The 18,109-nt window shown below is 69.2% G+C and carries 13 protein-coding genes and 3 pseudogenes; 8 read left to right on the forward strand and 8 right to left on the reverse strand.

Annotated elements, in window-relative coordinates:
- Nucleotides 1–356: 356 nt before the first annotated feature.
- On the reverse strand, nt 357–2,555 hold the full coding sequence (locus ACFZBP_RS21070) for an MMPL family transporter (RefSeq protein WP_391415042.1): 2,199 nt from the start codon (nt 2,553–2,555) through the stop codon (nt 357–359).
- A gap of 352 nt (nt 2,556–2,907) precedes the next feature.
- Here ACFZBP_RS21070 and ACFZBP_RS21075 point away from each other — a divergent pair, with 352 nt between their 5' ends.
- From ACFZBP_RS21075 to ACFZBP_RS21085, 3 genes and pseudogenes are all read left to right on the forward strand, one after another.
- Complete coding sequence (locus tag ACFZBP_RS21075; protein ID WP_391415044.1) at nt 2,908–4,314, forward strand: FAD-dependent oxidoreductase; 1,407 nt, start codon at nt 2,908–2,910, stop codon at nt 4,312–4,314.
- Between the two features lie 35 nt (nt 4,315–4,349).
- Nucleotides 4,350–4,835 carry an SRPBCC family protein gene (locus ACFZBP_RS21080; protein WP_383449179.1) on the forward strand — a complete coding sequence of 162 codons (486 nt, stop codon included), beginning with the start codon at nt 4,350–4,352 and terminating at the stop codon, nt 4,833–4,835.
- Nucleotides 4,836–4,996: 161 nt separating this feature from the next.
- Nucleotides 4,997–5,152: pseudogene (locus tag ACFZBP_RS21085) on the forward strand (TetR family transcriptional regulator); the annotation flags it as partial.
- Here ACFZBP_RS21085 and ACFZBP_RS21090 read toward each other — a convergent pair.
- Complete coding sequence (locus ACFZBP_RS21090; protein WP_391415046.1) at nt 5,134–5,262, reverse strand: hypothetical protein; 129 nt, start codon at nt 5,260–5,262, stop codon at nt 5,134–5,136. The pseudogene ACFZBP_RS21085 and the gene ACFZBP_RS21090 sit on opposite strands and share 19 nt — an antisense overlap.
- Before the next feature lie 175 nt (nt 5,263–5,437).
- On the reverse strand, nt 5,438–5,833 hold the full coding sequence (locus ACFZBP_RS21095) for a hypothetical protein (protein ID WP_383449180.1): 396 nt from the start codon (nt 5,831–5,833) through the stop codon (nt 5,438–5,440).
- 51 nt (nt 5,834–5,884) lie between these two features.
- Here ACFZBP_RS21095 and ACFZBP_RS21100 point away from each other — a divergent pair.
- A pseudogene (locus ACFZBP_RS21100) lies at nt 5,885–6,218 on the forward strand (transposase); the annotation flags it as partial.
- Between the two features lie 732 nt (nt 6,219–6,950).
- Nucleotides 6,951–8,039, forward strand: coding sequence for a GDSL-type esterase/lipase family protein (locus ACFZBP_RS21105; RefSeq protein ID WP_391415131.1), 1,089 nt, complete (start codon nt 6,951–6,953; stop codon nt 8,037–8,039).
- A 181-nt stretch (nt 8,040–8,220) separates the two neighbouring features.
- Here ACFZBP_RS21105 and ACFZBP_RS21110 read toward each other — a convergent pair.
- Nucleotides 8,221–8,973, reverse strand: a pseudogene (locus tag ACFZBP_RS21110) (helix-turn-helix domain-containing protein); the annotation flags it as partial.
- An 82-nt stretch (nt 8,974–9,055) separates the two neighbouring features.
- Here ACFZBP_RS21110 and ACFZBP_RS21115 point away from each other — a divergent pair.
- The 3 genes from ACFZBP_RS21115 to ACFZBP_RS21125 all read left to right on the forward strand — a co-directional run bounded on the left by ACFZBP_RS21115 (nt 9,056) and on the right by ACFZBP_RS21125 (nt 12,266).
- Nucleotides 9,056–9,874, forward strand: a complete 819-nt coding sequence (locus ACFZBP_RS21115) for a phytanoyl-CoA dioxygenase family protein (RefSeq protein ID WP_383460808.1) — start codon at nt 9,056–9,058, stop codon at nt 9,872–9,874.
- The gene (locus tag ACFZBP_RS21120) at nt 9,871–10,146 is read left to right on the forward strand and encodes a hypothetical protein (RefSeq protein ID WP_391415047.1); all 276 of its coding nucleotides are present in this window, start codon (nt 9,871–9,873) and stop codon (nt 10,144–10,146) included. The genes ACFZBP_RS21115 and ACFZBP_RS21120 overlap by 4 nt, the downstream gene beginning before the upstream one ends.
- A 917-nt stretch (nt 10,147–11,063) precedes the next feature.
- Nucleotides 11,064–12,266, forward strand: a complete 1,203-nt coding sequence (locus ACFZBP_RS21125; protein ID WP_391415049.1) for a GDSL-type esterase/lipase family protein — start codon at nt 11,064–11,066, stop codon at nt 12,264–12,266.
- A gap of 129 nt (nt 12,267–12,395) precedes the next feature.
- Here the strand turns inward: ACFZBP_RS21125 and ACFZBP_RS21130 are convergent, their stop codons facing one another.
- The 4 genes from ACFZBP_RS21130 to ACFZBP_RS21145 form a co-directional block, all read right to left on the reverse strand.
- Nucleotides 12,396–14,849, reverse strand: a complete 2,454-nt coding sequence (locus ACFZBP_RS21130) for a SpoIIE family protein phosphatase (protein ID WP_391415051.1) — start codon at nt 14,847–14,849, stop codon at nt 12,396–12,398.
- Between the two features lie 583 nt (nt 14,850–15,432).
- Complete coding sequence (locus tag ACFZBP_RS21135) at nt 15,433–15,600, reverse strand: hypothetical protein (protein WP_391415053.1); 168 nt, start codon at nt 15,598–15,600, stop codon at nt 15,433–15,435.
- A 493-nt stretch (nt 15,601–16,093) separates the two neighbouring features.
- Nucleotides 16,094–16,849: a methyltransferase domain-containing protein gene (locus ACFZBP_RS21140; protein ID WP_391415133.1), complete on the reverse strand. Its 756-nt coding sequence runs from the start codon at nt 16,847–16,849 to the stop codon at nt 16,094–16,096.
- A gap of 247 nt (nt 16,850–17,096) precedes the next feature.
- The gene (locus tag ACFZBP_RS21145) at nt 17,097–18,068 is read right to left on the reverse strand and encodes a glycoside hydrolase family 6 protein (RefSeq protein ID WP_391415056.1); all 972 of its coding nucleotides are present in this window, start codon (nt 18,066–18,068) and stop codon (nt 17,097–17,099) included.
- Between the last annotated feature and the right edge of the window lie 41 nt (nt 18,069–18,109).

Raw genomic sequence — 18,109 nt, forward strand, 5'->3', positions numbered from 1 at the left:
GAGCAAGGCCCGGTACCCGGGGTGCGCCGTCGCTGATCTCGATCGGCCCCAGGATGCGTGACAGCTGTGCCTGCACCTGCGCCCCCTTGTGACACGTGGCCGACTTGGGCGTACACCGCATGATCGAAGCACTTCGAAAGTAACCCTGTTGAACATCCAGTGGTTTGAAGGCGCTTTACTCGATGCTGAGTTGAAGAGACGTCTGATCGTCGAGGCGTTTGCTCGCTTGACTTGTCCCCAAGGGACTCGGCGAAGTTCCCTCCGGATGCAGGACGAGGCCCTGGCCCGGAGGTGGGCATCCCCTCCGGGCCAGGGCCCCTGCGCGCGGCGGCGGATCCGCCGGGTGCGCGGCCTGTTCAGGAGACCGGCTCGGGCTCCTTGTGCTCTGCCTCCGGGGCCTGCTGGAGGCGCGTGCCCTCGACGTCGAGGTCGGGCAGGGCGCGGTCGAGCCAGGCGGGGAGCCACCAGGCGTGTCGTCCGGCGAGGGCGAGGACGGCTGGGACGAGGGTCAGGCGGACGGCGAAGGCGTCGACGGCGACGCCGACGGCGAGCGCGAAGGCGATGGGTTTGATCAGGGCGTCGTCGAGCGGGAAGAACCCGGCGAAGACGGTGAACATGATCAGGGCGGCCGCGGTGACGACGCGGACGCTGTGCCGCGCGCCGTCGGTCACCGAGCGGCGGGCCACGCCGGTGTGGACCCACTCCTCGCGCATCCCGGAGACGAGGAACACCTCGTAGTCCATGGCGAGTCCGAAGAGCACGCCGATCAGGATGATCGGCAGGAAGCTGACGACGGGACCGGTGTGGGCAAGGCCGAGGGTTTCCGCCAGCCAGCCCCACTGGAACAGGGCGACGACCACGCCGAGCGAGGCCGCCACCGAGAGCAGGAATCCGACGGCGGCCTTCAGGGGGACGACCAGCGAGCGGAACACCATGGTCAGAAGGATCAGACTGAGTCCGATGACGATCGCGACGAACGGCAGCAGGGAGTCGCTGAGGCGGTTGGAGACATCGATGTTGACGGCGGTGGTGCCGGTGACGGAGACCCTCGCTCCGGTGGTTTCGCGCAGTTCCGGGGCCACGGCACGGATGTCGCGGACGAGCCGGTCGGTGCGGACGCTGTCGGGGCCGCTCTCGGGGACGACCTGGATCACGGTCTGCGCCGAGTCACGCGTGGGAACCGCCGGCAGCACCGCCTTGACCCCCTTGAGGTCCCGCAGCTCGCGGGCGACCTCGGAGCCCGCCTGCGCGCCGGGCCCGTCGCCGGTCTCGGTCAGCACCAGGAGCGGGCCATTGAAGCCGGGGCCGAACTTGTCGTCGATCGTGTCGTAGGCCTTGCGCTCGGTGGAGCCTACCGGGGCCGACGCGTTGTCCGGCAGGGCCAGGCGCAGGTCGGCGGCCGGGAGGGCGAGCGCGAGGAGGAGGCCCGCGACGGCCAGGACGGTGAGCAGGGGCTTGGCGACGACGAACTTCACCCAGCGGGCGCCCAGAGTGGTTCGTCCGGCGACCCCGTCGGGGTCGGTGGCCTGCCGGGCGGCCTTGCTGCCGGGCTTCGGGGTCAGCCGGGTGCCGGCGAATCCGGCGAGGGCCGGGACCAGGGTGATCGCGGCCAGGACGGCGACGAGGACTGCTGCGGCGGCACCGAGGCCCATCACGGTCAGGAACGGGATGCCGATGACGCTGAGTGCGGCCAGGGCGATGATCACGGTGCTGCCGGCGAAGACCACCGCGCTGCCGGCCGTGCCGGTGGCCAGCGCCACGGACTCCTGCGGATCGGTGCCGCGGGCGAGCTGCTGGCGGTGGCGGGACAGGATGAACAGGACGTAGTCGATGCCCACGGCCAGCCCTAGCATCAGCGCGAGCGTGACCGCGGTGGAGGAGATGCTGACCGCCGGAGCGAGGGCGAGCAGCCCGGCGAGTCCCACGGCCACACCGAGCAGGGCCGGCAGCAGCGACATGCCCGCGGCGAGCAGGGAGCCGAAGGTGACGACGAGGACGAGCACGGCGACGGCGACGCCGATGATCTCGGACGGGCCTATGTGCACGCCGTTGCTGCCGTAGACACTGCCGCCGACGGAGGTCTTCAGCCCGTTCTTCTCCGCGGACTCGGCCGCCCGCTCGATGGCGTCCAGGGACGAGGCGCGCACCTCCGCTCGCTGAACGGAGTACTGCACCTGCATGATCGCCGTGCTCCGGTCGGCCGAGACGGCGCCGGTGGCGGCCGGGCCCATGACGGCGCTGACCTGGGGCGCCTTCGCGGCCGCCACCTCGGCTCCGGCGATGGCCGCGGTGAAGCGGGCGTCGGTGACCCGGCTGCCCTCGGGTGCGGTGAAGACGATCTGGGCGTTCACTCCGGAGGCTTCGGGCAGCGTCTTGCCGAGCGTGTCCAGAGCGCGCTGCGACTCGGTCCCGGGCACGGTGAAGCGGTCGTCGAGCTTACCGCCGAAGACCCCGACGCACGTGATGAGAGCGGCGAGGACGACGAGCCAGATGCCGAGCACCAGCTTGCGATGACGGAAGGCACTGCGGCCCAGCCGATGGAGCAGGACAGCCATGACGAACTCCCAAGGTCTGTAAGGGATTCCCGCACGTCGCGTCGCGGACGCGGAACGAGAGACGGAACCGGTCGGCCCGCGTCGGCGAGCGGCCACGGGCATGAGGCATTCCGGTGCGGTGGGCGGCGGCCGGGCTGCTTCGAGCACTGACTTTATCACTTGCTCAAGTCGCACGCTCAAGTCGATTAACTTGAATTGCTGACATTGTCAGGCGACCATGTCATCTGTATGGTGATGGCCACCGGAGCACACCGCCCCCGGGAAGGGCCAGGTCACAGGCCATGTGCCTGTGCCGCATCCCCCCACGGAGCACTTCCGCAGCGCCGGGACCCCCCATTGGCAAGGAGTGATCATGAGCAGCACGCAGGACAAGGACATCGCCACGTCGCACCGGGCCCGCAGGGCAGATGTGGTGGTGATCGGCGCGGGACTGGCCGGTCTGACCGCGGCACGTGAACTGGTGGCGGCCGGCAAGTCGGTGGCCGTGCTGGAGGCCCGGGACCGGGTCGGCGGCAGGCTGCTCAACCACCACCTCGGCGACGGGCAAGTGACCGAGATCGGCGGGCAGTTCGTGGGTCCGACCCAGGACCACATCCTGGCGCTGGCCAAGGAGGTCGGCGTGGACACCTACCAGGCCGCCGTCCCCGGCGAGACCGTCTACGTCAACGACGGCAAGGCCAAGCGGTTCACCGGGCACACCCCGCCGGACCTGTTCGCGCTGCCCGACATGGGCATCGCCCTGGCCCGCATCGGCCAGGCCGCGGCCAAGGTGGACCCGGCCGCCCCCTGGCGGGCCCCCGACGCCCGCGAACTGGACGGCATGACCTACGAGACCTGGCTGCGCAAGGCCGAGATCACCGGCGACGCCGTCGACATGATCAACCTCTTCCTCAACTCCGCCTACGGCGGCGAGGCCCGCGACGCCTCCGCCCTGTTCAGCCTCTGGTACGTCTCCACCTTCGGCAACGAGACCCACCCCGGCACCATGGAACGCGGCACCGGCACCACCGGCGGCGCCCAGGACAGCCGGTTCGTCGGCGGCTCACAACTCGTCGCCCAGCGCCTCGCCGAGGAACTCGACGGCCGGGTCCATCTGTCGGCGCCCGTGCGGCGCATCAGCCAGGACTCCACCGGCGTCACCGTGGTCTGCGACGCCGGCGACTGGCGGGCCGAGCGGGTGATCGTCGCCGTACCGCCGCTGGTGGCCTCGCGGATCGTGTGGGACCCGCTGCTGCCCGCCCAGCAGGACCAGCTCTTCCAGCGGCTGCCGTTCGGCACCCTCATGAAGTGCGTCGCCGTCTACGACAAGCCGTTCTGGCGCGAGGACGGGCTGTCCGGCATGGGCCTGCTGCGCGGCGGATCCCCCATCCGCGAGATGTTCGACAACACCCCGCCCGACGGCGGACCCGGCGTCCTCATGGGCTTCCTCGGCGGCAGGGAATGGCGCAAGTGGGCCCACCGTCCGGCCGTCGAACGCCGCGGCGCCGTCCTGCGCTGCTTCGCCCAGGTCGTCGGGGACCGCGCCTTCGACACGGTCGACTACGTCGAGCAGGACTGGACCGCCGAGCAGTGGACCCAGGGCGGCCCCACCTCCGTCGCCGCCCCCGGCGTGCTCAGCGACTACGGCCAGTGGATGGGCCGCCCCCACCACCGCGTGCACTGGGCGGGCGCCGAGTTCTCCCCCTACTGGAACGGCTACATGGACGGCGCCGTCCGCTCCGGCCGCCACACCGCCACCGAACTCCTCCACCAGATCTGAGCGCAAGAAGCACCGACAAGCAAGGGAACCCTGCCATGAACCGTTTCGTCGTCACCGAGACCACCGTCATCGACGCCCCCCTCGGACGGGTCTGGGACGTCATCTCCCGCACCGACCGGTACGCCGAGTGGGTCGCCGGAGCCATCGAGGTCACCGACCACCACGGCGTCGCCACCGTCGGCAAGACCTACTCCGAGCGCAACCGCACCCTCGGCCCGCTCAAGACCGACTCCGTCTGGACCGTCAAGGAGATCGAGCCCTTCAAGCGCCGCGTCGACACCGGCACCGGCTTCGCCCCCCTCCAGGACGTCACCAACATCTTCGAGTTCCGCCCGGTGCAGAGTGCCGACGGCCGGGAGGGGACGGAGATGCTCTACCAGGTCGAGTACACCATCGGCCTCGGTCCGCTGGGTCTGCTCCTCGACTCCATACAGCAGCCCGCGATGCGTGCCGGCATCCGCACGTCCATGGCCAACCTCAACACGCTGCTCCGCTCCGAGGCGCAGAGGACCGCCCTCTGACGGGCGGCGCATGCTCCGGCCGGGGGCCGGTGACCAGTGGCGGGTTCGCCCGGGCCAAGTGGCCCCGTCCGACCGGCCGCCGGCCCCGGAGCGGCCGATGTCATGTGCCGTTGCTCTGCCGAGCGAGCTGTCCGGCAGTCTGAGTCGAAAAGGATCGTGTCATGGCCCATGTGTCCGCGGCGGAGCGCCGTCCACAGCTGGTCAAGGCGGCAATCGCTCTCATGGCCAGGGAGGGTGTCGCCGCCGGCAGTACCCGCGCCATCGCCACCGAGCTCGGGGTGGGACAAGCGACCGTGCACTACACCTTCGGCAGGAAGCGGACGAACTGGGTGAGGACGGCCGGGTCGCGTTCCTCGCTGAACCGCAGTACTCCCCCTGCCGCGGCCACCGACCGTCGGAACGAGGTCCTGCTCCTGGCCGTCCTCACCGCCAGTGTCCTCCGGCACGTCTTCGCCACCGTCGACGTCGTTCTCGGAGCGCCAACTGCCGCTGCGCAGACGGGGATGGCAAGCGCCTCGACACCGACCAGGCCATGGGGGACGAGACGCTGGAGTTCGAGGCGGGCCGGGAGATGGCGGAGGAGATCGCGGGACCGCTGGGAATTACCGGTACAGGACGATCGAGTTGATCGGGGTCAGGTTCAGGTACTCCCCGTAGCCGGGACCCAGCACTTTGCTGCAGTCGCCGGTGCCGTTGTAACCGGTGCACAGCTTCACGTACGCGTCCTCGAACGGGCCGTTCTGGTTGTTCAGGACCCAGTGCTGGTTGACCTGGTTCGACAGGTTGTAGGTGCCGTAACGGAAGTACTTGTTGGTGATGTCTCCGGCGCCGATGTTGCTGTAGCGGCCCTCGGCGTAGATGCAGACGTTGCCGTCCGGGCAGCCGGCCCAGTCCGCCTGAGCGGCGGCGGAGGCGCCGGTCGCGCCCGTGAGCACGGTGGCGCCGGTCGCAGCGGCGACGGCGGCCACGGCCAGCAGGTTGCGGAGCTTGTTCCTCATGGCGGTTCCCTTCCTGGCTCTGTTTGACATGTCACATGCCTACCAGGGGGCGTTGCCGGGCGGGCACCTGACAGATGTCAGGGTGAAACGTGGGAGTTGTCCGGAGCGAACGACGCCGTCGGCACCGCCACCGTGATCGCCGACGGCGGCTACCGCGGCACCGGCCTGGTCATCCCGCACCGCCGCGAACCTGGCCAGACCGCACTCCCGCCCTGGAAAGAGGAACACAACGCGTCTCACCGCAAGGTCCGTGCCCGCGTCGAGCACGCCTTCGCCCGGATGAAGACCTGGAAGATCCTCCGCGACTGCCGTCTCAAAGGGCGAGGGCGTCCACCACGCGATGCTCGGCATCGCCCGCCTACACAACCTCGCCCTCGCCGGGTGACGAAGGGGCAGGCAGGTCAACGAACCCGTCGTAGATCATTTATGGGACAGCGCTCAGCCGATTTTGACCGGCCGTCAAAGTGCTCGTACCGCTCATCGATGAATTCGATAAGGCGATCTCGAGTGGATCTGCCGTGTGTTGCCGTCCCTGGCCGTGGAATGGGTCGGCCGGTCGGACCTCCGGAAGAACTTTCACCGAACGCGGCTGTTCGGTCCGCCGAACGAAAGGGGCGACCGTGGTGCTCTCCATCAGCCCCAAGGGTGGTCGGTAGCCGACCGTAGAGTCTGTGCTCTTTCCGGAGTGGCTCGGTTCGTGCAGGTGGTCGGGCTGCTGCGAGGGAGATTAACTGCTTGGTTGATCACTCAATGAATGGCTACGGGTGAGTCTCGTGACCAATTCCCGACCGCTCGAGCCTTTCTGGTGGTTACACGTGTCTTTGTTATCGTCACGTTGTCGATCTCCCCTGCCCAAGTTGATGTCGGCCTTGCTACGTTGACGTCCACACCTCCGAGGCGAAGTCGGGCAGATCCCGCGGGCCGCGGAGGGAGAATTCCCCCCAAGCCTTCACCAGGCTTTCTTTTGGTGCCCGAAAACCGTTGCGGCTGAGTTTCGCTGCTTCCAGCCATGCTTCATGCCAATCCGTTTCGGCACGCAAACCCCCCAACAACTGGAAAGCGCACGTAAGTGATGAGATCTTTTCAGCGTTTCGCTGCCCCGTTGGCCGTCTCAGCTGTGACGGTCGTGCTGAGCACGCCCGGGCTGGCTGCCGCCGACGAGGCGACCAACGTCAAGGACGCCACGTACTACATCTCGCTCGGTGACTCCCTGGCCTCCGGTTACCAGCCGGACGTGGACAAGGACACCGACGTCGCCTACACCGACCAGCTCTACACGCAGCTCAAGCAGCGCACCCCCGGGCTGAAGCACATACGCCTCGGTTGCACCGCCGAGACCACCGAGTCCCTGATCCAGGGCGGGAAGTGCGACTACCCGAACGCCAAGTCCCAGCTGGACGCCGCCCTGAAGGCCATGGCCCAGCACCCCGGCAAGGTCGCCTACGTGACCGTCAGCGTGGGCGCGAACGACATCCTGCTGAACTGCGTCAGCCCGGCCGGCACCCTCGACGGGGCGTGCCTCAACAGCCGGAGCCAGGCCATGGCGAAGAACCTCGCGCAGATCGCGGGCGCGCTCCGTAAGGCGGGTACGGAGAACACCCAGTTCGTGGGCTCGACGTACCAGAACCCGTTCCTGGCGGCCTGGTTGCAGGGCGCCCCGGGGCAGCAGGCCGCCAAGGAGTCGGCAACCCTGGTCGGGGCCGCCAACGCCGGGATCGCCCAGGTGTACAAGTCCACCGGTTTCAAGGTGGCGGACGTGGCCGGGGCCTTCTCCTCGGACGACTTCACCACCCAGGTGAACGTGCCCGGCGCGGGCGAGGTGCCGGCCAACGTGGCCAAGATCTGCCAGCTGACCTGGGCGTGCACGAAGAAGGACCCCCACCCCAACGCCGACGGCCACCAGGTGATCGCAGCAGCCTTCGCGGCGCAGCTCGCTGCGAACGACGCGCCCGGCGCGGGTGAGTCCCCGACGCCCGGCGAGCCGGCCTCGCCCGGCGCGGGTGAGTCCACCATCCCCAGCGAGTCCGCCACTCCGGCGCCCGGCACGGGCACGGGGGCGAACAGCCTGACCGCGAACGGCGATCTCGCCGAGACCGGCGCGTCGAGCAGCACGCCCGTACTCGCTGGTGCGGGCCTCGCGGTCGCGGCGATCGGTGCCGCCGCGGTGTACTTCGCGCGCAAGCGCCGTACGAGCGAGGCGAGCTGACGGTCAATCAGTAGATCGAACCTGAGGAGCAGGCCGCCCGCGGTGTCGCGGGCGGCCTGTTCGGCTCCTCCTGACTTCCCTGCACGCCTTGCCGGTGAGGTGATGCCGCTTGCGTCCAGGGCGGGGTCCGGTGACGTCCTTGACGGTGCCGAGGGCCTGGGCCGTCCGGCCCCGCAGGGGCAGCCGCACGTACGTCACGTGGGCTCGCGCCGAGTTCACGGCGGCAGGCCTTGTTGAAGGCCTGGAGATCGGCGATGCCCACGGCCGCCGCGATGGCGGTGATGGACAGGGTGGAGGACAACAGGAGGTGGCGGGCGCGTTGAAGGCGTCGGTGCCGGATGTACGACACGACCGTGAGGCCGGTTTCGGCACGGAACACGCGCGTGAGGTGTGTGTGGGAGATTCCGACGGCGTGAGCGATGTCCGGTACGGACAGCGGTCCGGCCAGGTGCTCCTCGACGTAGGCCTGGGCGGCTGCCACGAAGGGGTGGCGGCGCCCGGCTCCATCGCCCCTCGGCAACTCGGCGACGCGCCACAGAGCGGCCCAGACCTCGGCCGTGGCCCTCGATGGAGAGGTCGGCATGGCCGTCACGGCGTGTCGGAGCAGATCGGCCAGGCGTGTGCTCTCGGCCGCGGCGTCCTGCATCAGCGGCACCACCCGCGCGGTTCCGCCGTCGTGCAGCCGCAGGTGGACGTAGAAATGCTCCGATCTGCCCCGGTAGTGGAAGTGCACCTCCGTGTTCGGCGGCACGAGGCTGACGTGGCCGGGGCGTAGGGGGTGGACCGACTGCCCGAGGGACAGTGCACCCTCGTAGTTGTAGAGGTGCAGCTGCCACAGGTCGGGCAGCCGGAAGACGTCGTGGGCGGTGGAGACGCCGTGCACCCCGATGCCGGCGTCGACCACGGTGGGCGCCTCGTCGAGCCGTAGTGTCACGTGCTTCACGAGGACGGAAAACTACCAGCACTGGACGATTTCAGCCCACGACGGGCCCGGACGTGACACGTACGTTCGTCGCATGTCAACCAGCAAGCAACTCCTGACATCGGTTCAGGTGGCGCGCTTCGTCGCGCAGGGATTCCTGCGCCTGGACGGGGTGGTGCCGCAGGAGATCAATGAACGGGCCATCGCGGCCTTGACCGAGGCCCTGCCGGAAGTGTCCTACGGCACTGCGCTGGGCGAGGCGTTCGCGCGGGACACCTTCGTCCACGAGCTGCTCGCCCTGCCGGTCGTCGCAGGCGCTGTCGAGAGCCTGGTCGGCCCCGGGCCGACCGTCGACCATCATGCGGTTCATGTGCGCGAGCCGCACGAGGGACAGGCGCAGCCGCTCCACGGAGACGCGATCATCGACGTGCGGCCGGATGCGTTCGACATCCAGCTCATGTACTACCCGCACGAGGTGACCGCCGAGATGGGCGGCACCCTCAGCGTGCCCGGAAGCCATCTGCGCAGGATCAACGAGACGGACGTCGGCCGCGTCCAGAACCTCAGGGGCCAGACCCGGCTGACCTGCCCGGCGGGCACGGTCGTTCTCGTGCACCACGGCATCTGGCACAGTGGCCGCCGCAACGACACCGCGGGCCGTCGCTACATGTACAAACTCCGCCTCAACCCGACCGTGCCGCAGGTGCGCCTGTGGGACGTCTCCGACCTGAACGACCCTGCGGTGACCGCGGAACTCAATACGTACCTCCCCTGGTACGAACAGGCCACGGCCCGACTGGAGATCTACAACCGGGTTCTCCTTTGGCGCGCCCTGACCGGTGACGACTCGTTCGATGTCGACTACTGGGTCACGCGCGTCAGCAACCGGCCCACCCTGAGGAGTCACGCATGAGGCAGCGGGTTCTGGTCCTCTATCTCTCGACGTCGACGCTGGACTCCCACGTCGTGGGCTGGTCCCAATACGACGGGACCGGCCGGACCCAGCCGACGACCGGTGACAGCGACGAGCCGCCCTATCCCACGGGGCTGGCCGCCCTGCTCGACGGGTGGCGCCTGTTCCAGGCCTCCCAACTGCTGCCCCCTCAGGCCGGTCACGAATACGACGTCTCCTTCCTCAAGCACGAGTTCTTCTTCGAGAAGATGGAGGACGGCTCTCGTCCTTGACCCGGCGCTGGAACTGCTGAACGGCCGAGGGCGCCGGCGATGACGTCCTCGCGCTCGTCGATGTCGGCCTGGGACGTGCAGACGTAGTCCGGGAGGGAGTCCGGTGCGATGAGGAAGTCGGCCGGGCGGTTGGCGACCCGAGGGCGAACTGCGCGATCCAGGTCGCCTGGGCGGACGGCGAGGCGGCTCCGCCCGGGGAGCGCCTGCTGGACCTCGGCGGAACATGGGAGACGACCGACCACCTGGTCGCGCGCGGCCGGACTCACGTGGCGTGATCTGCGCGTTTCCGGACACCGCGGTTGTTCGCCCGCAGCGATGCCGATGCGTGCGTCGCGCAACGCGACAGACGTGCCGCATCGTTTGAGAGCCCGGATCAAGTGATCAAGCGCCACGACACCGCCCCGCCGATCGTCCGCCGTACCTCCATACCTACGGATCTGAGATCGAAGCGTCGCAGCCGGTTACATTCGAAGCGCTTCGACAATAGGGTGTGCGCCGGAGAATCGCGTCCGGAGCGCCTGGAGTGACCAGACGTCTCAGACGTCTTCTCCGAGCCGACGGCGCGTCACCCCGGGAGGGCACGTGCGGGCACCGCCGATACGCATGGTGGGAGCGCGATCGAGATCCGCGACGGCGCCAACTCGGGGCTGCTCCGCGGTACTGAGCCGAGCGCGCTTCACCCCGCTCGTGCTCCGGGCGTCAGGGACGGCGACTCATGGCGGCCATCCGAAGGCCTCGCCGTTGACGCGTGATCGGCGGTGACCGCCGATGAGGCCCGCCGCTTGCTGGTGATCCGTGACCAGGCGCTGACGCACTCAGTGAAGGAGACGAGGATGCAGGGCACGTATACGACACTCAGCGTTCCGTGGCGGCGACGCGGGAGGCGAACGGCCGTGCTCGCCGCGGTGACCGCTCTGATGGCAACGCTTCTGACCGGGTTGGGTGCCGTCGGGACGGCACAGGCGGCCACCGTGGACACGAGCGCGTCATATGCGCTGGTCAACCGCAACAGCGGCAAGGCGGTCGAGGTGCCGAACGCCTCCACCGCGGACGGCGACAAGGTCGGGCAGTTCGCCGACCGGGGCGGCGCCAACCAGCAGGGGCAACTGGTCCGCCCGAGGGGAGTGCTCGCACAGGTCCACACCGCGGGGCGGGTCAAGGACGCCGGGAACAGGGTGCAGTACAGCTGGCCCGGCGTGTACTTCGAGGGCCGCGTCAGCGGCACCGGAGTGGGCATCGTGCTCAATGACCCGGTCGCCGACTACGACGTCCAGATCGACGGAACCACCGTCGCCACACTCGTCACACCCGGCAACACCACGCACTGGATCAACGGCCTGTCCAACGGCACCCACACCGTCCGGCTCGTCAAGCGCAACGACACCCCATGGGACACCAGCACGTTCGGAGGCTTCGTCGCCGCGCCCGGCGGTGCCGTCCTGAGCGAACCGGCCGCCCGCAACCGCCAGATCGAGTTCATCGGCGACTCCCTCACGGTGGGCTACGGCAACCTCTCGACCACCCGCATCTGCACCGGGGACCAGGTCAAGCGGACCACCAACGCCGACGTGAGCTACGGTGCCCTCACCGCCCGGCAACTGAACGCCGATTACCAGATCAACGGCTACTCGGGCCTTGGCATGGTCCGCAACTACAACGGAGGCTCCCCGGACGTCACCTACCGGACCTTCTACGATCGTGCCCTGCTGAACGAGCCCGGCGACGTCTGGCAGAACCCGGGCACCTGGCGCCCCCAGGTCGTGGTGGTCAACCTCGGCACCAACGACTTCTCGACCGCCATCAACCCCGGTGAGCCGTGGACGTCCGACAGCCTCGCGGCCGGCTACCGCGCCGCCTACGGCGACTTCATCCAGAAGCTGCGATCGCGCTACGGGGCCGGCACGACCATCGTGGCGGTCGGCGCCGGCCAGTACGCCGGTCATGTCCAGCAGGTGGTCAGGGCGCGCAACGACGCCGGCGACAGCCGGGTCCGCTACTGGTTCCTCGACGACTCGGGCCTGGACTTCCTCGGCTGCGACTGGCACTACTCGGCCCGTGACGACCGACTCATCGCCGACCGGCTCACCTCGTTCATCGCCGGTCTGCCGACAGGGTGGTGACGGCACCGAGCCACCAAGAGCAGCACGGATCCGACCAGGGACTCGCGAGGCTGCGGGCTCCCGCGCCGTACGTGCAGTGCCGTTGCCGTGCCCTGCCGCGCGGCCGGCGACGGTTCGTGGGCTTGGCTCTCAGCGTGGCTCAGGCTGGGGGAGGGTCTGCGCGCACCAGATCGTCTTGCCGTTGGTCGTGTGCCGGGTGCCCCACCCTTGGGTGAGCTGGGCGACGAGCAACAGGCCCCGGCCGCCCTCGTCGAAGGCGCGAGCCCGGCGCAGGTGCGGAGCTGTGCTGCTGGCGTCGGACACCTCGCAGATCAGCGAGGTGTCGCGAATCAGCCGCAGCCTGATCGGCGGCTCGCCGTATCTGATGGCGTTGGTGACCAGCTCGCTGACGACCAGCTCGGTGACGAACGCCGCCTCCTCCAAGCCCCAGGCGTCCACCTGGTCGACGGCGAACTTCCTGATGCGCGGCACCTGCGCGGGTTCGGGCTCGACGTCCCAGTCGGCGACGTGATGGGGATCCAGTGCGTGCGTGCGAGCGAGCAGCAGGGCGGCGTCGTCGGTGCGGTGTTCGGGGAGCATGACGTCCATCACCGTGTCGCACAGGGCCTCCAGCGAGGTCGCCGAGTGTTCCAGGACCCGCTGCAGTTCGGTGATCCGCTGGTCGACGTCGAGCTCGCGGCTTCCCACCAGCCCGTCGGTGTAGAGGGCGAGCAGGCTGCCTTCGGGCAGCTCGAGTTCGGTGGCCTCGAAGGGCAGCCCACCGATGCCGAGCGGCGGTCCCGGCTGTGCGGTTACGGGTGTCCTGGTGCCGTCCGGAGAGACGATCAGCGGCAGCGGATGGCCGGCGCTCGCCAGCGTGAAGCGCCGGGAGACAGGGTCGTAGACGGTGTACAGGCAGGTGGCACCGGACTCGCCGCTGGGCTGGAAGTGGCTGTCGGGCTGGAGGTCGCTTGCGAGGTGGAGTACCAGGTCGTCCAGGTGGGTCAGCAGCTCGTCCGGCGGCAGGTCGACGTCGGCGAGGGTGCGGACCGCCGTACGCAGCCGGCCCATGCTGGCCGAGGCGTGCAGTCCGTGACCGACGACATCGCCGACGACCAGGGCGACCCGTGCACCTGACAGCGGAATGACGTCGAACCAGTCACCGCCAACTTCCGCCTCGGTCCCGCCGGGCAGGTAGCGGGAGGCCACCTCGACCGCCTCCTGGACGGGCAGCCCCTGCGGCAGAAGGCTGCGTTGCAGGGTCAGCGCGGTCGCGCGCTCGCGCGAGTACCGGCGGGCGTTGTCGATGGCGACGGCTGCCTTGGCGGTCAGCTCCTCGGCGAGGATCAGGTCGTCGGCGGTGAAGGCCTCGGGCCGGTCGAGGCGGGAGAAGGCGACGACGCCGAGCAGCGCGCCGCGCGCCCGGAGCGGCACGGTGATCCGGCCGGTCAGCCCGTCCGCGGCGATGGACTCGTCGATCACCGGGTTGCCCGGTGGCCAGTGGGCCGGGTCGGCGGCGAGCCCAGGCCCGAAGGCCCACTCGCCGCCCTGGCCGGGGTCAGCGGCGAGCTCGACCGTGGACCTGCCGGTGGCCATGCAGCGGGCGGCGACGGAATCGGGTCGGTGCGTGACGGGCTTCGTGGGCCCGGGAGCCCGGTCGGCGCCGTCCTTCGCACTGTGCTGGGCGGCACGGCTGAGCCTGATCGTCTCGCCGGGCGCGAACGCGGACACGGAGGGCGGTTCCTCACCGTGCAGTACCTCGTCGAAGAGATCCACGCTGACGAGGTCGACGAATCTCGGCACCGGGGTCATGGCCAGCTCCTGGGCCGTGCCGATCACGTCGAGTGTCCGGCCGATGCCGCCGCTGGCCTGGTTGAGGATGAGCAGGCGTTGCCGAGCCCAGTACTCGGCGCTCATGTCGAATCCCCAGTTGGCGATCCCGCGTACCCTGCCCTCGGCATCCCGGACGGGCCAGATGCTGGTGGCCCAGGCGTTGGCGTAGTCGCTGCCGCGCGGGCGGAAGACGGTGATCAGACGCGTGGGCTCGCCCGTCCTCGCCACTTGGGCGAGAGCGTCGGTGTAGGGCTTGTCGTCCCTTTCGGGAAACAACGTGCGGTCGAATTCGGGAAGCACCTCGCGGTACTTCTTGCCGAGCACCTGCTCCTCGGAGTGCGCGATCACCCGGCACGAGGAGGCGTTGATCCACAGGAACCGCAGCTCAGGGTCGTATACGCCCAGAGCGAAGGGAGACTGCTCGAATGCCCGGTCGGCGATCACCGGACGGCGTCCCCAACGCTGGATGGTCATTACGTGGCCCAGCGCCCGCCCGTCGGGGCCGAGCAGCGGGTGAGCCGTCACCACGGCGTCCACCGTGGAACCGTCCCGGTGGCGCAGGGGGATGAACCCCGTGGGGTCGGGGCCGGCGCCGTAGCCCTCGGGGAAGCCGGGGGGCGGGGGATCGACCAGCAGGTCGGTCACGGGGCGCCCGACGGTGTCCTCCGCCGTCCAGCCCAGCAGCAGCCGGCCCCCCTCGCTCCAGCCGCTCACCAAGCCGTCCGGGTCCACCACGACAGCGGCAGTGGGGGCATCCTGCTTGTCGGCCATCTCCACACACCACGCCTCCGTCCGGACAGCCGTGCCCGTCAGGGCTGGTTCCAGCGGCTGCTTCCAGCCTAGATCGGCTCCCGCTCCATGGCGCTTTGGCTGGTGCGTTCGGGGGGGGGGCCGGGTGGCCGGGTGCCGGAGCGACCGGGGGCGGGGCCTGCGCGTCCTCGGTCGACAGCAGCCGCAGTGCCTCCGCCGATGTGGGCCCGCCTCCGTGCCATACCTCACGGGACACCCGTGGGGACGGCGGGTCTCGAAGGTCGGGGCCCGCTCGTCTTGAACGGGTGACGCACCGCGCAACGAGGTCCAGCCCGCTACGCCGGCCGTCAGGACGGCGGCCGGGCCGCACTGCTGTCTCCCCTCCAGCGCAACAAGAACCGCCCCTGCTGCGTGGACGGTCTGGTTCACAAATATGGCAAGTCCATCTCCCCGGGGCGGCCGCAAGCTGCAAGCCGTCGGCATTGCACCGGGCGAGAACGCCACGTCCGGGCCCCTGCCCGAGCGCACCAACGATGTGTCCCGGCGGGGTCGTGCGTGTCCAGGCGCCGCCGGGATGGTGACGTTGTCTGCCCGTGCACGGACATCAGTCACTGCCTTGCATCCTGTAGACGTTGCCTGCTTGGAACAGGGCGTATCTGTTGGAGTCCTGGGCTGCGATGACGGTGTCGGAGAAGCCGTTGGTGAACTGGTCGACGGCCGTCTCGGATCGCTTCAGGTGTCCGTTGCCGCTCGCCGACCTGTGCCCGTTCATGGGCTCCTTGGACACGGCAACGGCGGGGCCGTTACGAAGCCGTCCGAGCAGCGGTGCGGAGGTGGGTGACGGCGATGCGAAGAGAGACGTGCCCCCGAAGGAGAGGTACGGCCGTCGGGGGCCGATTACGTCCTGGTCGAGGAGGTCGGGCGGGACGGCGTCGTCGGCCTATCCGGTCTGCGGGAGACGGTCCGCGGGGGAGAGGTCGCTGGTCGAGGCTTGAGGGAGGCCGGTGCCGGCCGCCTGCCGTGCGGGCCTTCCGGGCCATGCACAGGAGCGCTTCTGAGGAAGGGCGGGGAGGGCCAGGGGCGTACCTTCCTCGGAACGCCGCGACGAGGCGCCCGACGGCCGGGGCGAACCGATGCGAAGCGCTTCGACTAGGCATCCTTTCGAAGTAATGGGGTGTCCGCCTTCAGCTCGGCAATCCAGTCACGACACCGCAGCCGACGGCTCACCGCCGGGTGTCCAGGTGCGCCATGAAGGGTTGACGCATCTATACCTTGCTCGCGACCACCATGTAGTCCTCGGCCTCAAGATCGAACGTGCTCACTTCCGTCCGGAGTCCGACCCGGTCCAGCTCGACTTCGAGTTCCTCGTACCGGTAGGGCCAGCAGGACAGCAGTTCCGAGCGGACAAGAACCAGCCCGGTCGCATCAACTTGGGCGATCGCGATCTCGATGTGGTGCTCATCCTCCCAATGCGGCGCAATCTCCCAGCGGTAGACCACGACGGCATCGCGACCGTTCCGTCGGACGAGTCGGTCCCTGATGTCCAGCCGGGAGCCTCTGGCCCTCACGAGTTCCCAAGTGCGGGATGTGAGCACCAAGCGCCCGCCAGGGCGCAGAAGCCGTGACATCGACTCCAGAGCAGCACCCCTGCCTGTCGCGCCCGCGGCATGGTGAAGCGAGTTGCCGACGCAGAACACCATTTCGAACGTGGCGTCCTCGAAATGATCGGGCAACTCTTCCCAGCTCGCCCGCACGGTTCGGACGGAGGCCCCGAACTCCTCAGACAGCTCCGCAGTCCGGCGAACCATCGCTTCGCTGGCGTCAGTTGCGACAACCTGCATGCCACGACCGGCGAGGCCAACCGCCAACTGTCCGGTTCCGCACGAACAGTCGAGGACGTGAGCGTTCGACGGCAGGAGACTGAGGACGTCGTCGAACGACGCAGCGAACTCGGCGGGAGGCAGCTTTGCATCCGAGATGAGCCATTCGTACACCTCGGCAAGCACGTCATATTCCGTCACAACCACTACCTCCGTCACACAGCAGGCTCACGGCGGGACGTGAGTCCATCAGAGGAGCAAGCCGGGCACCAATGGTTTTCGCAAGGAGAACCCGTCCCCACCCATGCCGCGGATAGCGCGAGCCGATCCACTCCGAGGGCCGCCTCGTAGTGTGCTTCGGCCAGAGCAGGTTCCGGGCGAAACCGCTTGGCCGGGACCGTCGTCTTTGCGCCTCGGCCCGCGGAGCCGCGCCCGAGCGGCTCCCGGATCAGTAGCCGTAGATCATCTTGTAGGCGACCTCCGGAAGGAACTGTCCTGCCGAGGAGCCGGTTCCCACGCCGCAGTTGCCGTCGGACTCGCCCGGAACCTTGATCCACAGGAGCATCTCGGCGCCTCCGCCCAGCTGCGTGGGGGTGCCGATGCGCCGGCCCGAAGGGTTGCACCACTGGCCGTTGGAGCCGTTTCCGTTGCGGCTGGTGTCCACGACGAACGGCTTGGTGTAGCCGAACCGGGCGGCGAGTTCCCTGTTGACGGCGTTGCCGTACGCGGTGTTCTCGGCCGTGGTCAGGTAGTTGGAGACGTTGAGCGAGAAACCGTGGGCCTGCCGGACGCCGGCTTCGTGAAGGCGCACGGCCATGGTCGCCGCGCTCGCCCAGGCCGGGTTGCCGGCGTCGAGGTAGACCCAGGTGTTGGGAGCCTGGCGGTTGAACTCGGCGAGTGCTCCGGTCAGCATGCTCTCGCGTTCGTCGATCTGGGCCTGGGTCATGCAGCCGTAGTCCCCGAGAGAGTCGGGTTCGAGGACGACGACGGCCGGACGGCCCGCGATCCCGCCCGCGAACTGGGCGATCCAGTTCGCGTAGGCGGCCGGCGAGGTGGCTCCACCCGCGGAGTGCCCGCCGCAGTAGTCGCGGTTGTAGATGTTGTACGCGACGAGGAGCGGCAGCTTGTCCCGGGCGTCCGCGGCGCCCACGTACGCGCCGGTGGCGGTGCCGATGGTGCCGCTCCAGGAGCCGAACCAGCGGGCTGTCGGCGTGTTGGCGATGGAGGCGTTGATCGCGGGCGTCCGGCCGTCACCGGGGTTGGCGGCGGCCCACCGCTTCGCGCTGGAGTCAGGGTCCGCGTAGAAACCGCTGGTCATGGTCGTCGGGTCGGCCGCGTGGGCGGTCGGGGCGGTGGCGAGCGCCAGCGGCAGCGGCAGCGAGGAGAGTGCTGCCACCAGGGCGAGGAGTCTGCGGCGCATGAAGGGTACCTCGGCTTCTTTTGACGGGGGTGCGTCCGAAG

It is taken from the genome of Streptomyces sp. NPDC008086 (genome assembly GCF_042957325.1).
In the GTDB taxonomy this organism is placed as follows: Bacteria; Actinomycetota; Actinomycetes; order Streptomycetales; family Streptomycetaceae; genus Streptomyces.